13 protein-coding genes and 2 pseudogenes are annotated in these 19,685 nt (G+C 61.3%); 13 read left to right on the top strand and 2 right to left on the bottom strand.

Features of this window, described 5'->3' with window-relative positions; all coding sequences use genetic code 11:
* Positions 1–226 precede the first annotated feature (226 nt).
* Both EP837_RS14305 and EP837_RS14310 read left to right on the top strand, forming a co-directional pair.
* Positions 227–563 (top strand): annotated as a pseudogene (locus tag EP837_RS14305) (transposase); the annotation flags it as partial.
* Between the two features lie 172 nt (positions 564–735).
* On the top strand, positions 736–1,020 hold the full coding sequence (locus EP837_RS14310) for a PAS domain-containing protein (RefSeq protein WP_197486396.1): 285 nt from the start codon (positions 736–738) through the stop codon (positions 1,018–1,020).
* 5 nt (positions 1,021–1,025) lie between these two features.
* Here the strand turns inward: EP837_RS14310 and EP837_RS20575 are convergent, their stop codons facing one another.
* On the bottom strand, positions 1,026–1,175 hold the full coding sequence (locus EP837_RS20575) for a spore coat protein U domain-containing protein (protein WP_082919711.1): 150 nt from the start codon (positions 1,173–1,175) through the stop codon (positions 1,026–1,028).
* A gap of 429 nt (positions 1,176–1,604) precedes the next feature.
* Here EP837_RS20575 and EP837_RS14315 point away from each other — a divergent pair, with 429 nt between their 5' ends.
* The 10 genes and pseudogenes from EP837_RS14315 to EP837_RS21595 form a co-directional block, all read left to right on the top strand.
* The gene (locus EP837_RS14315) at positions 1,605–1,934 is read left to right on the top strand and encodes a hypothetical protein (protein ID WP_066530020.1); all 330 of its coding nucleotides are present in this window, start codon (positions 1,605–1,607) and stop codon (positions 1,932–1,934) included.
* Positions 1,934–2,671, top strand: coding sequence for a cellulose synthase operon protein YhjQ/BcsQ (locus EP837_RS14320; RefSeq protein ID WP_066530027.1), 738 nt, complete (start codon positions 1,934–1,936; stop codon positions 2,669–2,671). The genes EP837_RS14315 and EP837_RS14320 overlap by 1 nt, the downstream gene beginning before the upstream one ends.
* The gene (gene bcsA / locus EP837_RS14325) at positions 2,671–7,005 is read left to right on the top strand and encodes a UDP-forming cellulose synthase catalytic subunit (protein WP_066530035.1); all 4,335 of its coding nucleotides are present in this window, start codon (positions 2,671–2,673) and stop codon (positions 7,003–7,005) included. Before EP837_RS14320 ends, bcsA begins: the two co-directional genes overlap by 1 nt.
* Complete coding sequence (locus EP837_RS14330; protein WP_066530036.1) at positions 7,002–10,391, top strand: cellulose biosynthesis protein BcsC; 3,390 nt, start codon at positions 7,002–7,004, stop codon at positions 10,389–10,391. The genes bcsA and EP837_RS14330 overlap by 4 nt, the downstream gene beginning before the upstream one ends.
* Positions 10,391–10,867 carry a cellulose biosynthesis protein BcsD gene (gene bcsD / locus EP837_RS14335; RefSeq protein ID WP_066530040.1) on the top strand — a complete coding sequence of 159 codons (477 nt, stop codon included), beginning with the start codon at positions 10,391–10,393 and terminating at the stop codon, positions 10,865–10,867. Before EP837_RS14330 ends, bcsD begins: the two co-directional genes overlap by 1 nt.
* A complete protein-coding gene (locus EP837_RS14340) occupies positions 10,857–11,867 on the top strand; it encodes a glycosyl hydrolase family 8 (protein WP_066530042.1) in 1,011 nt (336 codons plus the stop codon). Before bcsD ends, EP837_RS14340 begins: the two co-directional genes overlap by 11 nt.
* 1,836 nt (positions 11,868–13,703) lie before the next feature.
* Entirely contained in the window at positions 13,704–14,828 is a 1,125-nt protein-coding gene (locus tag EP837_RS14345) for a DNA topoisomerase IB (protein WP_066530044.1), read from the top strand.
* A 280-nt stretch (positions 14,829–15,108) separates the two neighbouring features.
* Positions 15,109–15,441 (top strand): DUF1003 domain-containing protein, encoded by a 333-nt coding sequence (locus EP837_RS21375; RefSeq protein ID WP_237234894.1) that lies wholly within the window; start codon positions 15,109–15,111, stop codon positions 15,439–15,441.
* A gap of 9 nt (positions 15,442–15,450) precedes the next feature.
* Positions 15,451–16,356, top strand: a complete 906-nt coding sequence (locus tag EP837_RS14355; protein ID WP_225870653.1) for a DUF6766 family protein — start codon at positions 15,451–15,453, stop codon at positions 16,354–16,356.
* A gap of 17 nt (positions 16,357–16,373) precedes the next feature.
* Positions 16,374–16,676 (top strand): annotated as a pseudogene (locus EP837_RS21595) (tyrosine-type recombinase/integrase); the annotation flags it as partial.
* A 76-nt stretch (positions 16,677–16,752) separates the two neighbouring features.
* Here the strand turns inward: EP837_RS21595 and EP837_RS14360 are convergent.
* The gene (locus EP837_RS14360) at positions 16,753–17,655 is read right to left on the bottom strand and encodes a TauD/TfdA dioxygenase family protein (RefSeq protein WP_066530047.1); all 903 of its coding nucleotides are present in this window, start codon (positions 17,653–17,655) and stop codon (positions 16,753–16,755) included.
* Positions 17,656–17,932: 277 nt separating this feature from the next.
* On the opposite strand from EP837_RS14360, the gene EP837_RS14370 reads away from it, so the two are divergent.
* Positions 17,933–19,684, top strand: coding sequence for an N-acyl-D-amino-acid deacylase family protein (locus EP837_RS14370; protein ID WP_066530051.1), 1,752 nt, complete (start codon positions 17,933–17,935; stop codon positions 19,682–19,684).
* Position 19,685 lies beyond the last annotated feature (1 nt).

The following is a 19,685-nucleotide window of genomic DNA, read 5'->3' on the forward strand; positions in this document are numbered from 1 at the left end:
AATGCGATACCTTCGACCTGGCCTGTGCTGCCTTGTCATGATCGCCCGTATTCCATTGCTTCGCGTCCGCGGATAGCGGCCTATTTGCCTGAGCTGCCGGTCGCACCTGGAAGAGGAAGATTTGCAGCTGTGCGTCCGCGAAGCGCCGATTGTGTTGAAAAAGACGGGCTTGAAGTAGCGGGAGAGTCCTGGTTCCATCATCGCGGGCGAGCGGAGACGGCCGACGATGGGTGAACGCACGGTGGCGCAGGAAGCGCTGTTCTACAGCTTCAGTCTCGAGCGTCATGTGCCGGCAGAGCATATGTTGCGTTCGATCGACCGGCTCGTGGATCTCTCGGCAATCCGTGAGCATCTGCGCCCCTATTACAGCGAGACGGGTCGGCCCTCGATCGACCCGGAGTTGATGATCCGGATGCTGATCATCGGCTACTGCATGGGCATCCGTTCCGAGCGGCGCCTATGCGAGGAGGTCCATCTCAACCTGGCGTATCGGTGGTTCTGCCGGCTGGACCTGGAGGGGAGACGTGCCCGATCACTCCACCTTCTCGAAGAAACGGCACGGCAGCCTACTGCGGCCGGCGACGCGAAAGGCTGAAATGGGTAGCGCGGGATGCCTTGTTTGGCCAACATCGATTGCGAGTGGCAAGCTGCAAAAGATTACCCTCTCGCACCGACGGGCGGACCATGTGCTAACCTTTGACGCGGTTTCCTCCTGCTTCTGACGCAGACATGAGATTGGCTCGCGCCAGATCCAAACGGGCCATGCACGGGCTGGGCCCGGACTGCCCGCTCGAACTTACCGGAGAGATCTGGTCAAGTTCTGTCCACGACGCCGACCGCGAGCAGGTGGTGGCGAAGCTCAAGGACTACATCGCTTCGGGTGAGACCTATCGCATCTGCTACCGCACGGTGGGCGCCGACGACACTGTTCGCTGGGTTTTGGGGATGGGCAGGGCGGTGTCCGGCCGCGATGGCGACCCTGAGCGGTTCGTGGGCTCAATGTCGAGATCACTGCCCTGACCGCGCTAATGAACGATGCTGACCACGATGATGTCCTGGTAGATCCCTGCGGAGACATTCTGCCGCGGGGCGACGATGCCATAGAGGGGGATGACCGCACTGCTCCCTGAAAGGGTAACCGTCGCAGTGGTCCCGGCGCCGTCACCCCAGACCATGGTGAGCTGTGCATTGGTGAACAGGTTGTGGACCAGTGCGCCTGCTACTGCGACGCCGGCATTCGGCGAAGCTCCCCTGCCCCGGGCTTAGGCCAACTTCGGCCGTAACCGGCTCATCGCACCGCAGGTCAATCCGTCCAACCCCCTCCATCGGGGCGGGCGTGAACGGATCGAACTGACCAAAGTTAAGCCCCGACGACTTCGCTCACGGACAGCCTGTAGGTTGCGGCCCAACCGTCCGCGCTAACGGCAGCCTTTCTGGACGCCGCGTTCCTGTGGATTACCAGTCGCGTTCGAATTTTTAGCCAAGGATTATTTGATCAAGATCAAGAATGCGGCCTGGTTCTTTCGACTGGACTCCTGTTAATAAAGTTATAGTAGAAACGATATATGGTGCGATCAACTTCTGATTAAGCCTAATGGGGGCCCATGCGTCGAGATGCTCGTAAGCTTCTGGAGAAGCTGAACCGAACGGACTTTGCCTATCGCGAGTTCGAGGATTCCTTTTCCGAAACCGAATTATGGCCGATTTTCGCCGCTGTATTAGGCGATCATAGCGTCGTGGGCGATGCGGCAGCGACCCTGCCCTCCGCTCGCACGGGGAAGGCGCAGGCGGCCACCGCCCCCGCATGGACGCGGGAGCAGCCATCACTGCCAGATCAGATCTTCGCCAATTATGGTGTGACACCACTCAAAGGCGGGACGAAAAAGGGTGTCGACTTGCACGATTTCTTTAACCGATTTTCGGATCTCGACTGATGGCGGTCATCCTTTTTCAGTCCCCCAAGGGCGGGACCGGTTCGACGTTTCTGGCGGCCCAGTTGGCACTTCACCTGGCGGGCAAGGGGCATGAGGTAAATGCCCTCGATTGTACCTATCAGAATGCGCTCAAAATGCATTTTGGTTTCATGCCGCCGCACCAGGTGCCCGAACTGGACGGCGCGGCAAGCGAGCCGCTCGTCGCCTTTGGCGTCAAGCTGCTTCAAGGTCATCAATATACGCGATCACCGGCATTTCTGCGGGACGCGGCGCGGGAGTTGGACCGGCTGTTCGATCCGGGTCACGTCTGGGTTGTGGACGTCGCATCGGAAGACCGGCAGTTGCTCGAGCTGCTTACGCCCCGCTGCGCGCTGCATGTGTGCGCGCTCCTGCCGACAGCAGCCTCGCTCGCCACGCTGAATCGGCTGAGCGAAACCGCGCCCGCCATGAAGCTGGACCGCACCGTTTTCGTGCTGAATCAGCTGGATGATCGCCAGAAGCTGTCGCGGCACAGCCATAGCTTCATCCGCGATCTCTTTGGCGACCAGCTGCTCGCCACCATTCGCCGCGACGAGGCCATCAATGAAGCGCTCGCGCGGTTCGAACCGATAAGCAAAAATGCGCCAACGAGCGCCGCCTTGCAGGATCTACGCTTCTTCGCCTCCGCAGTCGAGGAACGCATCGGCCTTGCGCATGCCTTGGGAGAGGCAAACGTCACTGTATCTGGAGACGTCTAATGCGCCTTCTCCCTTTCTTAGCCCCGCAAGCCCTGCTGAGGTTTGCGGTGGGGCTCTTCGTGGCCGCCGTCATTCTGGTAGTGGTGACGGTGCCGCTCGACCTTGGTTCCCAGTGGATGTTTGCCCTCACGACCATGGCGGGCGTCCTGCTGTTCAATCGATCGCGAAATCAGCGGGCGACAATCGCCATTGGTATGCTCTCGCTCCTGGTATCGACCCGCTATCTGTTCTGGCGCACCACCCACACGCTGGAATTTGACAGCCTATCTGCCGCGCTGCTCGGGTCGGGCCTATATCTGGCGGAGCTATATGCCTGGATCATCCTGGTGCTGGGACTGCTGCAAACCAGCTGGCCGCTCGACCGGCCGGTGGTGGAAATCGAGGGCGATCCCGAAAGCTGGCCGGTCATAGACGTCTATATACCGACCTATAATGAAAGCCTGGCGATCGTCCAGAACACGGTCTTTGCGGCCATGGACATGGATTATCCCAAAGACCGCTTTCATGTCTATATTCTGGACGACGGCCGCCGCCCGGAGTTTCGCGCATTCGCACGGCAGGCGGGCTGCGGTTATTTAACGCGGGCCGACAATCTTCATGCGAAGGCGGGCAATCTTAATGCCGCGATGAAGAAGACAGATGGGCAACTGATCGCCATCTTCGATTGCGATCACGTGCCGACCCGTGCCTTCCTGCAAATGACGGTGGGCTGGTTCCAGAAGGATGCGCGGCTCGCCATGTTACAGACGCCGCACCATTTCTATTCGCCCGATCCGGTCCAGCGCAACCTCGGCAATGTCAAGGAACTGCCAGGCGAAGGTGACCTGTTCTACGGCGCGGTGCAAAAGGGCAACGACCTTTGGAACGCGACCTTTTTCTGCGGCTCCTGCGCCATCATCCGCCGTTCCGCCCTGGAACAGACCAACGGTTTTGCCGGTGAGACCGTGACCGAGGACGCCCATACCGCGCTCAAACTCCAGCGCATGGGCTGGAACACGGCCTATATCGGCATCCGTCTGTCGGCGGGCCTCGCCACTGAACGGCTTGTCCTGCATGTCGGCCAGCGTATCCGCTGGGCACGCGGCATGACGCAGATCATGCGAATCGACAATCCGCTATTCGGCCCCGGCCTCAACTGGCACCAGCGGCTTTGTTATCTGAATGCGATGCTGCATTTCCAGTTTCCGCTGCCGCGCATCGTCTTCCTGACCTCGCCGCTCGCCTATCTGATCGCAGGGCAAAACATCATCCACGCCTCCGCCGCACTGATCTTCGCCTACGCGCTACCGCACCTCTTCATCTCGACCATGTCGAGCGAGCGCATCCAGGGGGGCGACCGGCGGCCGTTCTGGGGTGAGATTTACGAGACGCTGCTTGCCTTCCATCTTGTGAGGCCGACCGTCGTCACACTATTCAGTCCGCGCAAGGGCAAGTTCAACGTGACCGATAAGGGCAGTCTGCTCGACCAGACCTATTTCGATGCGACGACCGTGCGGCCGCACCTGATTATCGCCGGCCTGCTTGTCTTCGGGGTGGTGTTTGGCTTCGTGAAACTGCTCTACCCGCATCTGTTCGATGTCCAGTTCGACACTGTGCTGCTCAATACCGCCTGGGCCGTTTTCAGCCTGCTCATCCTTATTTCCGCCATCTCGGTGGCACGTGAGCAGCGGCAGGTGCGCGAGAATATCCGCATCGCCGCGCGCATGCCGGTCACCCTTTATTTCGAGGATGGCTATGTCGTCGATGGCACCACCGTTGACATTTCCCTCGGTGGGCTGGCGGCTGAACTGCCGGAGGCGTTCGCCCTCGCTGGTCGCTCGGTGACCGATGTCTCGTTGCCGATGGGGGACGAGACTCTGACCATCCCGGTCGACACTGTGCGCATGGCCGGCGGCCACGCCAAGCTGCGCTTCCAGCCGCTCGACATGGTGCGCGCCCGCCATCTGGTCCGCGCCGTCATGGGCCGCGCCGACGCTTGGCAGCCGGCCGAATCGCTCGCGCCTGTGCCCGGCTTTAAATCGATCAAGGATATTTTCAGCGTGGACATCGATACCATCATCGACATATGGCGCCTGCCGCGCCGCCGAAAGAAGGCAATGCGCGCAATGGCCGCCGCCGCGGTGGCGGGTGCGCTCGCACCGACGTCCGCCAATGCGGCGCCTGCTCCCGTGTCCCTCAGTGCGCCAGCTAAAACGGCACCGGTGTCCAGCGTGGGCGGCCGGCAGCAGCGGTTGCTGCTCAAGGACCTACAGGTCAGGAACCCGATCCGCCTGGCCGGCACCCGCGGCGAATATGGCATCCCGTTCGGCTTGCGTAGTAATCAGGTGGTGACCAACGCGTCGCTGACACTTGCCTTCAACTTCTCGCCGGCCTTGCTCGGAGATCTCAGTCAGATCGTCGTTCTGTTGAACGGAGAAGTGGTGAGCGCGCTACCGCTGCGTCCGTCCGACGGAACAGGCCAGAACATCACTATCCCGATCAACCCGGCCCTCTTCTTGCCAGGCGACAATTCGCTCAACCTGCGCTTCGTGGGCCATTATACCCGCGACTGCGAGGACCCCTTCCACAGCTCGCTCTGGGCCAATGTCAGCAACACGCGCTCGGCCCTGAATATCACGACGCAAACGCTACCGTTGCGGCCGGACCTGGCCCGGCTGCCTGCTCCCTTCTTTGACCGTAATGACAATCTGGCGCTGAAACTGCCCTTCGTCTTCGCCGCCAAGCCGACCAATGGCGAGCTGCAGGCGGCGGCGAGCACGGCCTCCTGGTTCGGGGGCATGGCAAGCTACCGCGGTTATGCCTTCAAACCGATTTACGGACAGATCCCCGCGGGCAATGCCGTACTGTTCACGACGCCGGGCCGCCGGATCGCGGGCATAACAACGCCATCGGGACCGGCCGTCACTATCGTCACCAATCCGGTGGATAGCGAAGGCCAGTTGCTGATCGTCAGCGGCAGTAATGAAAAGGAATTGAAGCAGGCTGCCGCCGCCCTTGCCATCGGGCGCGGACTGCTAGGCGGGGCGAGTGCCTCACTCGAGGGAGTGCGCCTGCCGTCCTATCCCGCCTATTCGGCGCCGCGCTGGCTGCGGACCGACCGCCCGGTGCGGCTGGGCGAAATCGCGCCACGCTATTCGCTTCAGGGCACCGGCCTTCCGCCGGGGCCGCTCAGCGCCGGCTTCCATGTCGCGCCCGATCTGTTCTTCTGGCCGCGGCAGGGAGCCAAGCTCGACCTGCGCTATCGCTATCCCTCCGCGCCTTGGCTCGACAAACAAAGGTCGCGCCTCGACCTGTCGATGAACGGGCAATATCTGACGACCCTGCCGCTGAGCGGCGAGCATTGGTGGGATAAGTGGATTGGCGCGGGCCGGCCCACCGCATATACGTCCAATGCCGACGTGATCCTGCCTCGCTACGACCTGTTCGGACAGAACTCGCTCGTGTTCGACTATAATCTTCTGGTGCAGTCGAAACAGCGGTGCGAAGGCATGCTACCGGACAATGTTCGCGTCGCGATCCTGCCGCAAAGCACGATCGACCTCACCCATGCCTATCATGCGCTGCACATGCCGGATCTTGCCACTTTTGCGGGCGGGGGATATCCCTTCACCGTGCGGCCAGACATGGCGGAAACCGTCGCGTTGCTACCTGCTGACCCAACGCCAGCGGTGGTCGAAACCTTCCTGAACGTCATGGGTCGCTTTGGTGATGCGACCGGTGCGCCCGCCATCCGATTGACCGTCACCCGGTCGATTAACGCCGCGGAGCTGGAGGGGAAGGATATTCTCGTCATCGGCCCGGTGCAGATGGCTCAGTCGGAGTCGCTCTTTTCGGGAGCACCGGTCTTTTATCAGGACGGCCGGCTCCGCGTTACGGAGCGCACCCCGGTCGAACGCCTGTTCGACTTCTTCTCCCCCTATGACCGCAGCGATGCGGGGACGGTCGACGGGTTCTTTTCCGGATCGGACAGCTTCAACGGCATTGTCGGTTTCCAGTCCCCCTTCGACGCCGGCCGCAGCGTCGTGGCGCTGCTGGCGAGCGACCCCGAAGCGCTGCCGGCCCTGGTTGGCGGCCTTAACGACACGAAGATCAACGCCCAGGTGCAGGGCGACCTTTCAGTCGTCGACGGGGAGGGTATGACCAGCTTCGCGGTCGGCAACGGCTACTGGGTCGGATCCCTGCCCATCTGGATGAAGATTGCCTATTGGATGAGCCAGCGGCCCATCCTAATGGCGCTGGGCGGCCTGCTGGTTGCCTTCCTTGTCTCCGCGCCTGTCTACCTGCTGTTCAAGCGGCAGGAAGAAAAGCGCCTGGAAGCGGTGAAACAGTCATGAAGAAGTTGAACAATCTGGCGCTGCCGCTGTTGGCCCTGGTGCTCGCTCCCGTTGCGGCGCATGCCGAAGTGCCCGGCGTCGCCCCGCTGCTCAAGCAGGCGCGGTATTGGCAGTCCAAGGGACGGGGAGATCTGGCGCGGCAGGCCTATAATCGTGTGCTGACCATCGACCCCGCCAATACCGAAGCAAGGCGCGGCCTGGCCGGGGCCAGGCCCGCCGCGGCGCCAAAGCCCCAGGTACCCACGCCGTCACCCACGCCCAAGGCCGCAGCCCGCCCGGCCGCGCAATCGGGCCTCCCCTCGGCTGGACGCACCACGGCTGTCCGTGCAGCACGCGCAAACCGGGGCGGCGACGCCCGCGCGGCGGGCTTCCGTGCTTTAGAGGCAGGGCAGCTCGGTGATGCGGCCGCGCGCTTTCGCACCGCGCTTGCGGCCAATCCCAATGACGCCGATGCGCTCGGCGGCATGGGAATCGTACGCCTGCGCAAATCGGAATTCGCGCAGGCACGAGACCTGCTCTCCCGCGCGTCGCGCGCTGGATCCGCCGGCAAATGGGCGGAAGCGCTTGCGTCGGCGCGCTTCTATGCCGATCTCGACTCAGCGCGCGCGGCCCGCGACAAGGGCGACCTGCCACAGGCTGAGCGACTGGCGGCGTCGCTGGTCCAATCCGATATCCGTGACAAGGGCCCCGCGATATCGATGCTGGCCAGTGTCTATGAACGGCAGGGCCGGTATAACGAGGCGGCCGACCTATACCGGCAACTAGGCAAGGGAGGTGCAAGCGCCGCCACTGCTCAGGCGAGCGCGATCCGCAACGAGGCGCGCGCCGCGCTGGACGCGGGCGATACGGGCCGGGCGGAACAGTTGCTCCGGGCGGCAATGGGCAACTCTCCCGACGATCCCTGGATCGCTTATGATCTGGCTGGGCTGCTCCAGCAGCAGGGCCGGGCAGCGGAACAGGACGCGTTGGTGCGTCAGCTGGCCTATTCAAGCAAGGCGGAGTCGCTTTACGCGGCGGCGCTGATCCTCGACCGGGCGGGCCGGACCGGCGACGCCCAAGCTGTGGTCGCTCGCATCCCTGAAGGGCAGCGTACGGCCGAGATGCGCGATTTCGCCGCCGGCTTGGGCGTCGCGGCGACGATCGCCCAGGCAAGGGCCAGCGCCTCGCGGGGCGCGCAGGGACAGGGGCTGGCGATGCTGCGGCAGGCTTCGGAGACGCGGGGGCTTCCGGCCGACCGGCTCGGCGCGCTGGCGCAGGCGGCTCTGGATCTGGGCGACGCGCGAGGCGCATCGCAGCTTGCCATCCAGGCGCTGGATGCGCCCGCCAATTATCCGGGCGCCTTTGACAATGCCGTGCGCGTACTGGCCAGCACGGGGCAGGACGGACTTGCCATGAGCGCAGTACAAAAGGCCGCAACGCTAGCCGGACCTGCCATGTCCGGGCAGCGAGCGTTGGGCAATCTCAAGGCGACGCTGGCCGCCTCTCAGGCCGACCGGATGCGGCAGGCGGGGCAGTATGCGCCGGCCTTCGATCTGTTGCAGGGCGTGTGGAACGAAGCTCCGGGCAATGTGGAAATCCTCTCCGCTCTCGGACGGCTCTATCAATCGGGCGGTCTGAACGCGCAGGCGGCCCAGACCTTCCGCATGGTGCTGGCGCAAAAGCCCAATGATCGTGATGCGATGGTCGGACTGATCGACACGGCGACGGCCGCAGGCGACTACGACAGCGCACGTGCCACCGTTCAGCAGGCGATACAGGCGCACCCGGCCGACTATCGCGTCTATATGGCCGCGGGCCGCATGGCGCGCGCCCGCGGCAATGACAGCGAGGCGTCGCGCTATCTCAAGACTGCGCGCGCACTCTACATGCGCGAAACCGGCATGGCACCTGGCGCCGTCATGGCGAACGGCAATCCGTTCGCGGCGGCGCCCCAGTCTGCCAACCCCTTCCGGGCAATGGCGGCGCCGCAGCCGGTCAATCCTTTCACCTTGAGCGGCAACAGCGCACCCATCGCTGCACCCATGAGCTTCGTGCCACAAGGGCCAAGCGCACCCTCTTATCCAACTGGCTATGGGGCTGCCGCCTACGCCAGCGGCGGCGGAATGCCGGCTCCGGCGTACGCGCCACCGCCCCCGGAGGGCTTCGCCGCGTCCTCGGCCTTAGCCCCCCTACCCGCTCAGCCTTACGGCTATGCGGCCTATGGGAGCGTCGGGAGCGTGCCGGCAGATCCCGTCCTTTCGGAAATCGACCAGCAGTTGCAGGAGAGCGCCGGCGACAGCGGTCCGCGCGTCGACGTCGACACCGGCTACCGCTCCCGTTCAGGCGAAACCGGCCTCAGCAAGTTACGTGAAATGACCGGCAGCGCGCAGTTGTCGACCCATGTCGCGGCAGGCAGGATCGGCGTCAAGGCGACTGCCGTGGTCCTGGATTCCGGCCGGCCGGCCGGATCGGGCCTCGCCCGCTTCGGTACCAACGCCACGCCTGAAGCGCAGGGTATAGTGGATGAGCAGCCTTCCCAGCTCACCAACGCCGACACTCAGCATGAGAGCGGCGTCGGCATCACCGCCAGCTATGTCAGCAAGCTGCTCACGGTAGAGGCTGGCACCACTCCGCTAGGCTTCCCCAAGGAGCATCTGACCGGGAAGATCGAGGTCACGCCGCGCCTGTTTGCCAACGCCTCTGCCCGCCTCTGGGCCGATCGCAAGCCGGTCACCGACAGCCTGGTCGCCTATGCCGGCACCAAAGATCCGCGTAGCGGCGCCTTTTGGGGTGCGGTGATGAAAAGCGGGGGCGGTCTGTCACTCTCGTACGACCGGAACGGCAACGGTGTCTATGCCGACGGCTCCTATTATCATTATGACGGCACAGCCGTCCGTGACAATCAGAGCATGGAAATCAACGCGGGGGGCTATCTTCGCGCCTGGCAGGATACGCGTTCCAACATAACTGTCGGCTTCAACGTTAATTATCAGAATTACGACAATAACCAGAACTACTTTACCTATGGCCATGGCGGCTATTTCAGTCCGCAGAGCTTCCTGAGTGTCAATTTCCCGATCCGTTATTCCTCGATCAATGGACCGCTCAGCATTCAGGCTAGCGTGGCGCCGGGCTATCAAAGCTACGACCAGCAGGGCGAGGCTCTCTATCCCACAGAAGCGGACGCTCAGGGCGTGCTCGATTATCTCAAGAGCGTGAACAGTGACGTGCGCGCCCGCTACGACAGCCTCAGCCGGACAGGCTTCGGGCTGCAGGCGGGCGGCTCACTTTTCTATCAGGTCAGCCCGAACACAAGGCTGGGCGGAGAACTGAATATCAATACTTTTGGTCCATATAAGGAGTTCAAATCGCTCATTGGGCTGAGACAGACCATCGGAGATAATTGATGCTGTTCGTCAAATCTTTCCCCGTCGCGGAGGGGCAGGATATGGCCCTGCTCGGCCATGACCGCGAGGCGATTGCCCGCTTCGCCAGCCTGCTGCTGACGGAGATTGCCGCCACCGCGACGGACGAACAGATGAGCGGCTTTTTCTTGTCAATCGGCAAGCGGCTGGCCGCCAGCTACCCGACGGGTAATGTGCGAGAACTGGAAAGGCTGACGCAGCACGCCAATCTCGTTTGGCAGGCCTTTAACTGGGGACATGTGCGCTTCGACATGGACGATGAGGGGATCGACATCTTCCATGAGGATCTGCCGAGGAGCCTGGAGGGGGACGCGCAGGGCCTATGGAGCCGCGCCGCCCCCCTGATCCTAAAGGGGGCTTATGACGCCTGGTTTCGCCAGGTCGGTGGCGGCGGTCGGCTCTCGACCAGCATTCAGCGTCGTGAAGCCGGGCGTGTTGAACTGCGCCATGGGATTTGAACGGCGCACTGTCCTGACCGCCCTCGCCTTTGCGCTCACCACCGGGTGCGCGCGCGCCAAGTCGCCCGCAAGGTCGATACCTGACACGGCGCGTTGGCTGGATTATAAGCGCCGCTTCCTCCTCCCGGAGGGTCGGATCGTCGACACTGGCAATGGCGGCGTCAGCCATAGCGAAGGACAGGGCTATGGCATGCTGCTGGCACAGGCGGCGAACGATGCCACGGCGTTCGACGCAATGGCGCGCTGGACCCGCGGCGCTCTGATGCGGAAGGATGTCGCGCTCCACAGCTGGCGCTTTGTTCCGGGTCAGGCTAACCCGGTCGCTGATCTCAACAATGCTACCGACGGTGACCTGCTGATCGCATGGGCGCTGCTATTGGCGGGCCACCGTTGGGGGAAGGCTGATTACCTCCAGCAATCCGCCGACATCAGCAGCGCGATTACGCAAAAACTGATCGTTTCACGGCACGGCTTCACGCTGCTGCTTCCGGGGCTGGAGGGCTTTGCAAAAAGCGATCGGGTAGTCATCAACCCCTCTTACTATGTCTGGCCCGCCATCGACGCCCTCTCGCGGCAGGACCCGCGCCCGTGGAAGCGGGTCAGCGCTGATGGGGTGAGGATCATGAAAGTCGCTCGATTCGGCACGAACGCCCTGCCGACCGACTGGCTTGACATCAAGGGCGAGGGCATTGTGGAGCCGGCTGAAGGCCGCGATCCCGTCTTCGGGTTTGAAGGCATTCGTATTCCGCTTTATTGCCAGATGAGCGGCCGCCGCAGCCTGTGCGATGCAATCGCGCGCTATTGGCTCTCGCTCAATCGGAGCGGCAAACCGCTGCCGGCTTGGATCAATGTCGTGACCGGAGAGACTGCGCCTTATCCTCTCTCTAGCGGCGGCAGCACCATTGCCGCACGCTTGCTCGGCCGCCCTGAGCCCCCGGCGCGGAACGATGGCGATTATTATTCCACGACCTTGGCGATGATGAACAGGGTCCCTATCTAACCCCTGCCATGTGGCGCAGTCACGGCTCTTGATGGCGAAGAACGGCAGCATCTGCGAGCGCCGCAGCCCCTTACGAAGTACGACCTCGCCGGTCGCGCTGATACCGTGAATCTGAAAAACGTTCTTGGCCAAATCCAGGCCGATCGTGCTAATCTCCCTGGCGTTGGCTCCTTGCTCGGGTTTGCATGACAGCAAACCCATCTTGGCACTTAGATGCCGTGAGCGGGAGCCATCCACCTCACCGCTTTTCTCCATAGGGTCCTGGAGATCGAAAATTGGTCCGCGTGCAAATAAGAGGCGCGTCTGACCAGATTGCCGGGTGCCGCGTTTCGCACCATTTTGTTTGTGCCCCGGGGCCATTCTGGCGCATGAGTGAGGGCGCAGGGTTCGGCGCGGCGCCCTCCAAGATCGGAGCCTCAAGGGGTGCGGGTGGTTGTCTCGCTTGTTCCTGAGGATGTTGCTGAGGTGCCGCTAGCTCCCGATGTCGAGCTACCACCGGTGGTCGTAGCCCCACCTGTCGCGGCGGTCGAGCCTCCCTGCGCCCCACCACCGACCGAGCCTCCTGCCGCAACCTGCTGCTGAACCACTTGCGCTAGTTCCGAGCTTGCAACCTTTGCAGTACAGGCCGCCTGGCCGCCAGTCGAAACCGATAACACGTTGACAGACACGCCGCACACATTAGCGGCTACCTCAATTGGAATCTGCGCGTTGACCGGGATATTCGCACGATCGACCTGAAGCCTGACCGATAGGTCGTTGAGAACGTTCTGAAGATTCACGTTAACAAGGGCAGGAATGCCGCTGCTAGTACCCCCCGACGGGCTGGAAGCACCGCTAGCCACGCTGCCAGTACCCGCAGCTGTGCCCGTTTCGTTCGTTGTTCCCGATGCCGCTGGCGGGGCGGTACTACCTGCGCTGGCCGTTCCGCCATCGTCGCCATTGCAAGCAGTCATCGCAAACACCAAGGCGCAAGGGGCGATGGTCCGATAAAGTTTCTGACGCATCCGGTACTCCTTTTTATAACTTATGGTTGGGTGTTGGAAGGTTGAGACGTGACACCTGCCGGAGCTGTCGCTTCGCTCGTCGGTGTTGCGCCGCTGGGCGCTGTAAGGCCTGTTTGGGCGCCGTTCGTTGCCTGAGACCCGCCCTGGGCACCGCCCCCCACCGAGCCCCCGGCCGCCATCTGCTGCTGAACAACCTGCGCGAGTTCGGGTGACGCGGTATTCGCGGTGCAATTTGCCTGTCCGCCTGTTGAGGCTGACAGCACGTTGATCGACACCCCGCACACGTTCACGGCGAGCGAAATCGGGATCTGAGCGTTGATAGGAACATTTGCCTTGTCGAGGTTTAAGCGCACAGCAAGATCATTGAGGACGTTACGGAGATCCACGTTAACGAGCGATGGCACCTTCCCTGCTAGCCCTCCAGCCATCGATCCGGCCGAACTGACTCCAGAGCCTCCCCCGTTGCAAGCGACTAGCAACAAGCCGCTTGCAACGACTGCTAAGCCTTTGATGTGCATAAATTCCTCCCTACGTGTCCGATGCAAACGCAACCAGTGCGAAATGGTTCAGCAAAAGCTGCCACGCTCTCGCTTGCTGCTCATCATCGTAAAAGACAGCGGGATCCGACGCAGGAAACTCCCATCTAATTGCAACGGGAAGCGAGGGCCATCGTGGTCGGAGCCAGGATGCGCATCAGTGTTGCAGTTGAGAGGCCTGGGCGCTTTGGCTTGAAAGGTTCGCCTGTCCCCAGTCGTTCATTCGCCGCAGACTTCGAGGCCAACAACCAGAGCATTGCTATGGAACTGACAGCAGCCCCGAGTGATTTCTCAGCATGGTGCTCGGAACCTCAACTCACGTAGCTGGCGATCAAGAGAACGGGACGATTGTCGACGCGCGGGAAGCTGCAGAGGTGGCGGGACTCGTTTACACGAGTGACGAAGACGCGGGGATCAGGCGTCTCAAGCGCGGAAAAGGTTTTCAGTATCTTTCGCCTCACGGGACGCCGGTCAAGGATGCTGAAACGCTTTCGCGCATTCGCAAGCTAGCCATCCCACCGGCTTATAAGGATGTTTGGGTCTGCCCGGACGCCAACGGCCATCTTCAGGCAACGGGCCGGGATGCAAAAGGCCGCAAGCAATATCGGTATCATGAAAAATTCCGGGAGATACGCGACAGTACAAAATACGAGCATCTGCTCGATTTTGCTGCTGCTCTACCCAGTATACGCGCGAGGGTTGATGAACATCTCGCGCTCAAAGGCCTGCCTCGCGAGAAGGTGCTCGCAGCCGTCGTTCGCCTACTGGAAACAACGATGATCCGCGTCGGGAATGCTGATTACGCCAAGCAGAACAAGAGCTATGGGCTGACGACACTGCGTGACCGTCATGTGGACGTGAGCGGCTCGGAACTGCGGCTTCAATTCAAAGGCAAGAGTGGAAAGCAATGGCGGCTCACGCTTCGGGACCGCAGAATAGCGAAGATCGTGAAAGCCAGCCAGGATCTTCCCGGACAGCACCTCTTTCAGTATCTCGATGAGGGCGGGGAACGGCGCGAGGTGACGTCCGGAGATATCAATGGATATCTGAAGGAGATCTCCGGCCGCGAGGTCACGGCGAAGGATTTTCGAACCTGGAGCGGCACGGTGCTCGCGGCGCTTGCGCTAGCAGAACTGGAGAAGGTCGATAGCCAGGCCGCAGCAAAGCGCAACATTCGATCAGCCATCGAGAAGGTTGCCGCACGGCTCGGGAATACGCCGACCGTGTGCAGGAAATGCTACATTCATCCGGAGATATTCGACAGTTATTTGAGTGACACCCTCATCCTAGAAGCCCGGGTGGAAGTGGAAAAGGAGCTGCGTGAAGAATTGGTGCACCTAACGCCGGAAGAAACTCTCGTACTTTCCTTTCTTCAACGCCGGTTGACGTCAAAGCAAGCGCTTGAGGAAAGATCCACATGAAGCGATGCAACAAAGTCCAGGTAAAATGATCCGTCATGAGCAAGCCCAAACCTCCCAGACCTGAATCAGCGGTCACAATAGCGCCTCCTGGGCCGCCCGACCTGTCTGAGGCTTTGAAACGAAATATCGCGGCGCTTGAGGACCGGCGTCGCAGCGAAGAGGGAAAGGCGAGTGCGCAGGAGAAGATCGCCGAAGCGATAACCCAGTTTACCGGTTTACCGGCAGCTTGCGGTTCGTATACCTTCATTTAGTTTTGTTCGGCGCATGGGTCGCAAGCAATTTGAACCTCATCCCTGAAATTGCCCCATTTGATCCAACCTTCGTCATTTTGGCAACCTGGGCGTCGGTCGAGGCGATCTTCCTGTCCACATTCGTTCTGATCAGCCAGAATCGAGCGGCGGCCGCGGCGGATAAGAGGGCTGATCTCGATCTTCAGATCAGCTTGTTGGCCGAACATGAGATCACCAAATTGGTCCAGTTGAATCTGGAACTGGCGCAGCATCTCGGACTGCGAAAGGCTGATGACCCGGTCATCGCCGACATTACCAGAGATGTGGCGCCCGAAGCGGTGCTGGACGAGATCGAGCAGCAGGACCGGAAGCCAGCTTCTTAGTTGAGAGCTTTGACCCTTTCATGGGCACGTGCCTTCCACAGGATAAAAGCGATCGCAACACCTGGCGCTGATCATGTCAGCGAGAGCCAGAACGATCTGCCTTGGCGATCAGGCTTGGAGCGGCTTGCTGGCATGTCTCGAAAGCCGCGGCTCTCCCTACAGATCGGCAAAAAATCAACTCTGGTTAAAAGGGTGGCCTGTCGGACCAAAGCCGTTTCACATGCGTTCTCCTTCAACGATGATGAAGGAGCGCGTCTTATGAGACTGTTGCGGGACAATGGTCTAACGATCACCCTATTGGCGTTGTTTGCGGCCAGTATTCTGGGGCAATGGTTAACCGGCTGGCATGTGGCGCTTGAAGAAGCGTCCCGTCATCACCAGCCTGCGCTGTCGTTAGCTGCCTACACCGTGAGCCCGGATTTCCTATCCTCCGTCTTCGAAAATTGGGAAAGCGAATTCCTGCAGATGTCCGCATATGTTGTCCTCACAGCTATTTTATTTCAGCGGGGATCGGCAGAGTCGAAGGATCCCGATGATTCAGCGCGCGACGCGGATTTAGAAAGGCAGGCGCAAAGGCCAGGCGCCCCTCACATCCTCCGGTGGGGTTCTGTGTGGCAAGCAATCTACGCCCGTTCATTAGGATCAGCGTTGGCGCTGCTCTTCCTCATATCTTTCATCATCCATTGGACGCAAAGTGCTAAAGCAGCAGCCGAGAACGCAGTCCAACATGGCGAGACACCTCTCAGCACTCTGACCTATCTGGGCGACCCACAGCTCTGGTTTGAATCTTTTCAGAACTGGCAAAGTGAGTTTTTGTCCACTGCCGTTCTTGTGTTGTTGTCGATTTTTCTCAGACAACGGGAATCTCCAGAATCGAAGGCAGTGGCCGCGCCCCATTGGAAAACTGGCACTTGAGCGCCCTTAGCTTAAGCATCCGGACGCGAACCGCCGTGGTTCAGAAGAAGACCGGAAGGCCAGTCCAGCTTGAGCTGATGGACGATGCTTGAGCCAGCCTTCTTAAATAGCTTGAGTTGTGGGGTGGATCACTTGAGGATTTCGCCCTTCCGAGCCGCGCCGACCACGCGCCTCACATCAGCACACGGCAATATCATCGCCTTGTTAATGATTGGGTCACAGGAATTGGCCTGGCGAGGGAGGATTACGGCACCCATTCTCTGCGGCGAAGCAAGGCGTCCATCATATACAAAGCCACTGGAAATCTCCGCGCGGTCCAGACCTGCGACGAAGCCCTACCCCTCCTCGATTTACAGCCTCAAATCGATGTGATTGGCGCTGACGGAGGGCACCGCATCAAGCGACGAGCGCGGCGTGCGGAGAGATGGCCCGCCCGACCTTCGCCGATCCGCGCAATGTCGTCCGGTGCACGACCCGGATCACGTCAAGCGGATGCCCTTCGGCGCGGTGCATTATCCGGTAATTATCCCACAGGACGGTGTCGCCCTCCTCCCAGTCATGTTCATAAATAAACTGCGGCTGGCAGAGCTTGTCGATCAAGGTCTGGAGCAGTTCGTCACTATCCCCCTGATCCATGCCAACTATGCCTTGCAGGTTCAACGGGCAGATATTCATGATCGTGCGGCCGGTTTGCGGATGCCTCCAGACGAGCGGCCTCGCCTGCGGTGGATAATCCGGGAAGTTCATCTTCATCTCGCTAACGCGCGTGCCATTTTCCTTGCCGAAGCGGACGCGGCTGAGGTCAGTGCAAAATTCGAAACGCACTTCGAGCCCCTCGATACGGCGCTGGAGCGACTCATCGAGCGCGTCATAGGCCGCTGCGGTGTCGAGCCAGGCGGTGCGCCCGCCGATCGTCGCCTTCTCAACCATGTTGAGCAAGGCCCCGGCATTAGGCACTTCCTGGAAGGCAAGATCGGTATGCCAGGGTATCCGGCCATAGGTCGGCACGCCGTCAAACGCATAGACTGGTCCACGCGGCCCGCCCTTGTTGGTAAGGAGGATCAATTCGGGATGTTCCGGCACGCGCAGGTCGGGAATAGGGTGCGGATCCAGTTCGCCGAAGCATCGGCTGAGATTGAGCAAAAGTTCAGGGTCAATGCCGACGCGCCGGAACAGCAGCACGCCCTCCTCCTGCCACAGAGAAACGAGCTGCCGCGCTGTATCTTCATCGATTGTCTTTGAAGCATCGACGCCGATGACTTCCAACCCGATCGCGCCGAGCTTCCTTGTTTCGATCATCGCACATACCTCATTTGGCTCAGCCCAATCCTAAAATGATTGACTGCTTGATCCACCCCGTGACGGGCGACCTCGTTGTTGCGGCACCCATTGTCATGAGCCGCTTCACGAGTGTCATCATGCAAATGAATGATCGGGAGGGAGACGAGAAACTTAGGCTCATGGCTGCGATCATCCGTTTGGATGAAGGCAGGCAGGCCGTCTGTTGCTACCGTCAACGCGTAGAACAAGCAGCAATGTTCTCGCCGCAAAGGCGGCGATGGCGAGGAGCAATGGAATGAGCCGCTTCGACATCCTTATACGCAATGGCTTGGTAGTTGACGGCACCGGCGGCACGGCTCGGCGGGCCGATATCGGGGTTATCGGCGAGTGCATCGCTGCGGTGGGCAGCAATCTCGGCGATGGTGTCGAAGAGATCGATGCTACGGACATGATCGTGACGCCGGGTTTCGTCGATATTCACACACATTATGATGGGCAAGTGACGTGGGATTCGCGGCTGCGCCCATCGACCGAGCATGGTGTGACCACGGTGCTGATGGGCAATTGCGGCGTCGGCTTTGCTCCCTGCCGCGCGCAGCAGCGGGAGGGCCTCGTCCGGCTGATGGAGGGCGTGGAGGATATTCCTAACCCGGTTTTGACCGAAGGCCTGCCGTGGAACTGGGAAACCTTTCCGGAATATCTCGACAGCATCGGTAACAAGGCTTTCGACGCGGATGTCGCGGCGCTCATCCCGCACGCGGCGCTGCGCGTCTATGTCATGGGCGAGCGAGGCGAAGCGCGCGAGCCCGCGACGGCGGAAGACCGCTCTCGCATGGCGGCGTTGGTGAAGGAGGGAATTGCGGCGGGCGCGATGGGCATCGGTACGTCCCGCACGATGTTCCACCGCTCCATAGACGGTAACCTCATCCCTACGCTGACGGCCGAAGAAGTCGAACTCCAGGCGCTTGCGGACGCGATGACCGCTGCAGGCGGGGGCACATTCCAGTTCGTGAGCGATTTCTCTGACGAGGATGCCGAATTCGACATGCTGACCCGCATTGCCGGGCAGTCGGGTCGACCGATCACATTCCCCGTGAGCGGCACTGCCGAAGACCCGGACCGGAGCAACCTGTTATCGCGGATCAGCGCCGCCAACGCAGTCGGTTGCCGCATCGGCGTACAGGTTCTGGGCCGTGCGACGGGCGCTGTGATGGGGCATCAGCTTACGCTGCACCCCTTCTGCACTAGCCCGACCTACCGCTCTCTCGCGACGCTGTCGCTTGAAGAAAAGATCGCGGAGCTACGGCGGCCGGAAATCCGGGCCGCGATCCTTTCAGAGCCGTTGACGCCCGATCCAGGGAATGCCCTGACCAACTTCGTTCATGATTTCGGCCGCATCTTCCCTCTCGCCGACACACCCAATTACGAACCGCCGCTGGCCGAGAGCCTGGCGGGCCGGGCAGAGGCGCTGGGCACCACGCCCGCCAAGCTTGCCTACGATCTGCTGCTGGAACGGGATGGCAAGCGGCAGCTGTACCTGACCATCTCCAACTATGCCGAAGGCAATCTGGACGGCATGCGAAAGATAATGATGCACCCCGATGCCGTGATGGGGTTGGGCGACGGAGGTGCGCATTATGGGGCGATTTGCGATGCAAGCTACTCGACCCATCTGCTGACCCATTGGGTGCGGGATCGCGCTTATGGGCGCGTGCCACTCGAGCGCGCTGTCGTTGCCCTAACACGCGGTCCAGCTTCGCTCATCGGCCTCAACGATCGCGGCCTGCTCGCGCCCGGATACCGCGCGGACATCAACGTCATCGACCTGAAATCGCTTCGGCTGCATGCTCCCGAGGTCACGTTCGACCTTCCGGCCGGTGGACGGCGGCTGACGCAGCGGGCCGATGGCTATCATGTCACCATATTGGCCGGGGAGATCGTGTTGCGGGACGGGCAGCCTACCGGGGCGCTTCCGGGACGCCTGGTGCGCGGCCTTCGTCCAGATCCTGCGGAGCGCAAGGCGGATGCGGACCTGCAAAGGGGATGAG

The organism is Sphingobium sp. EP60837 (assembly GCF_001658005.1).
Lineage (GTDB): Bacteria > Pseudomonadota > Alphaproteobacteria > Sphingomonadales > Sphingomonadaceae > Sphingobium > Sphingobium tyrosinilyticum.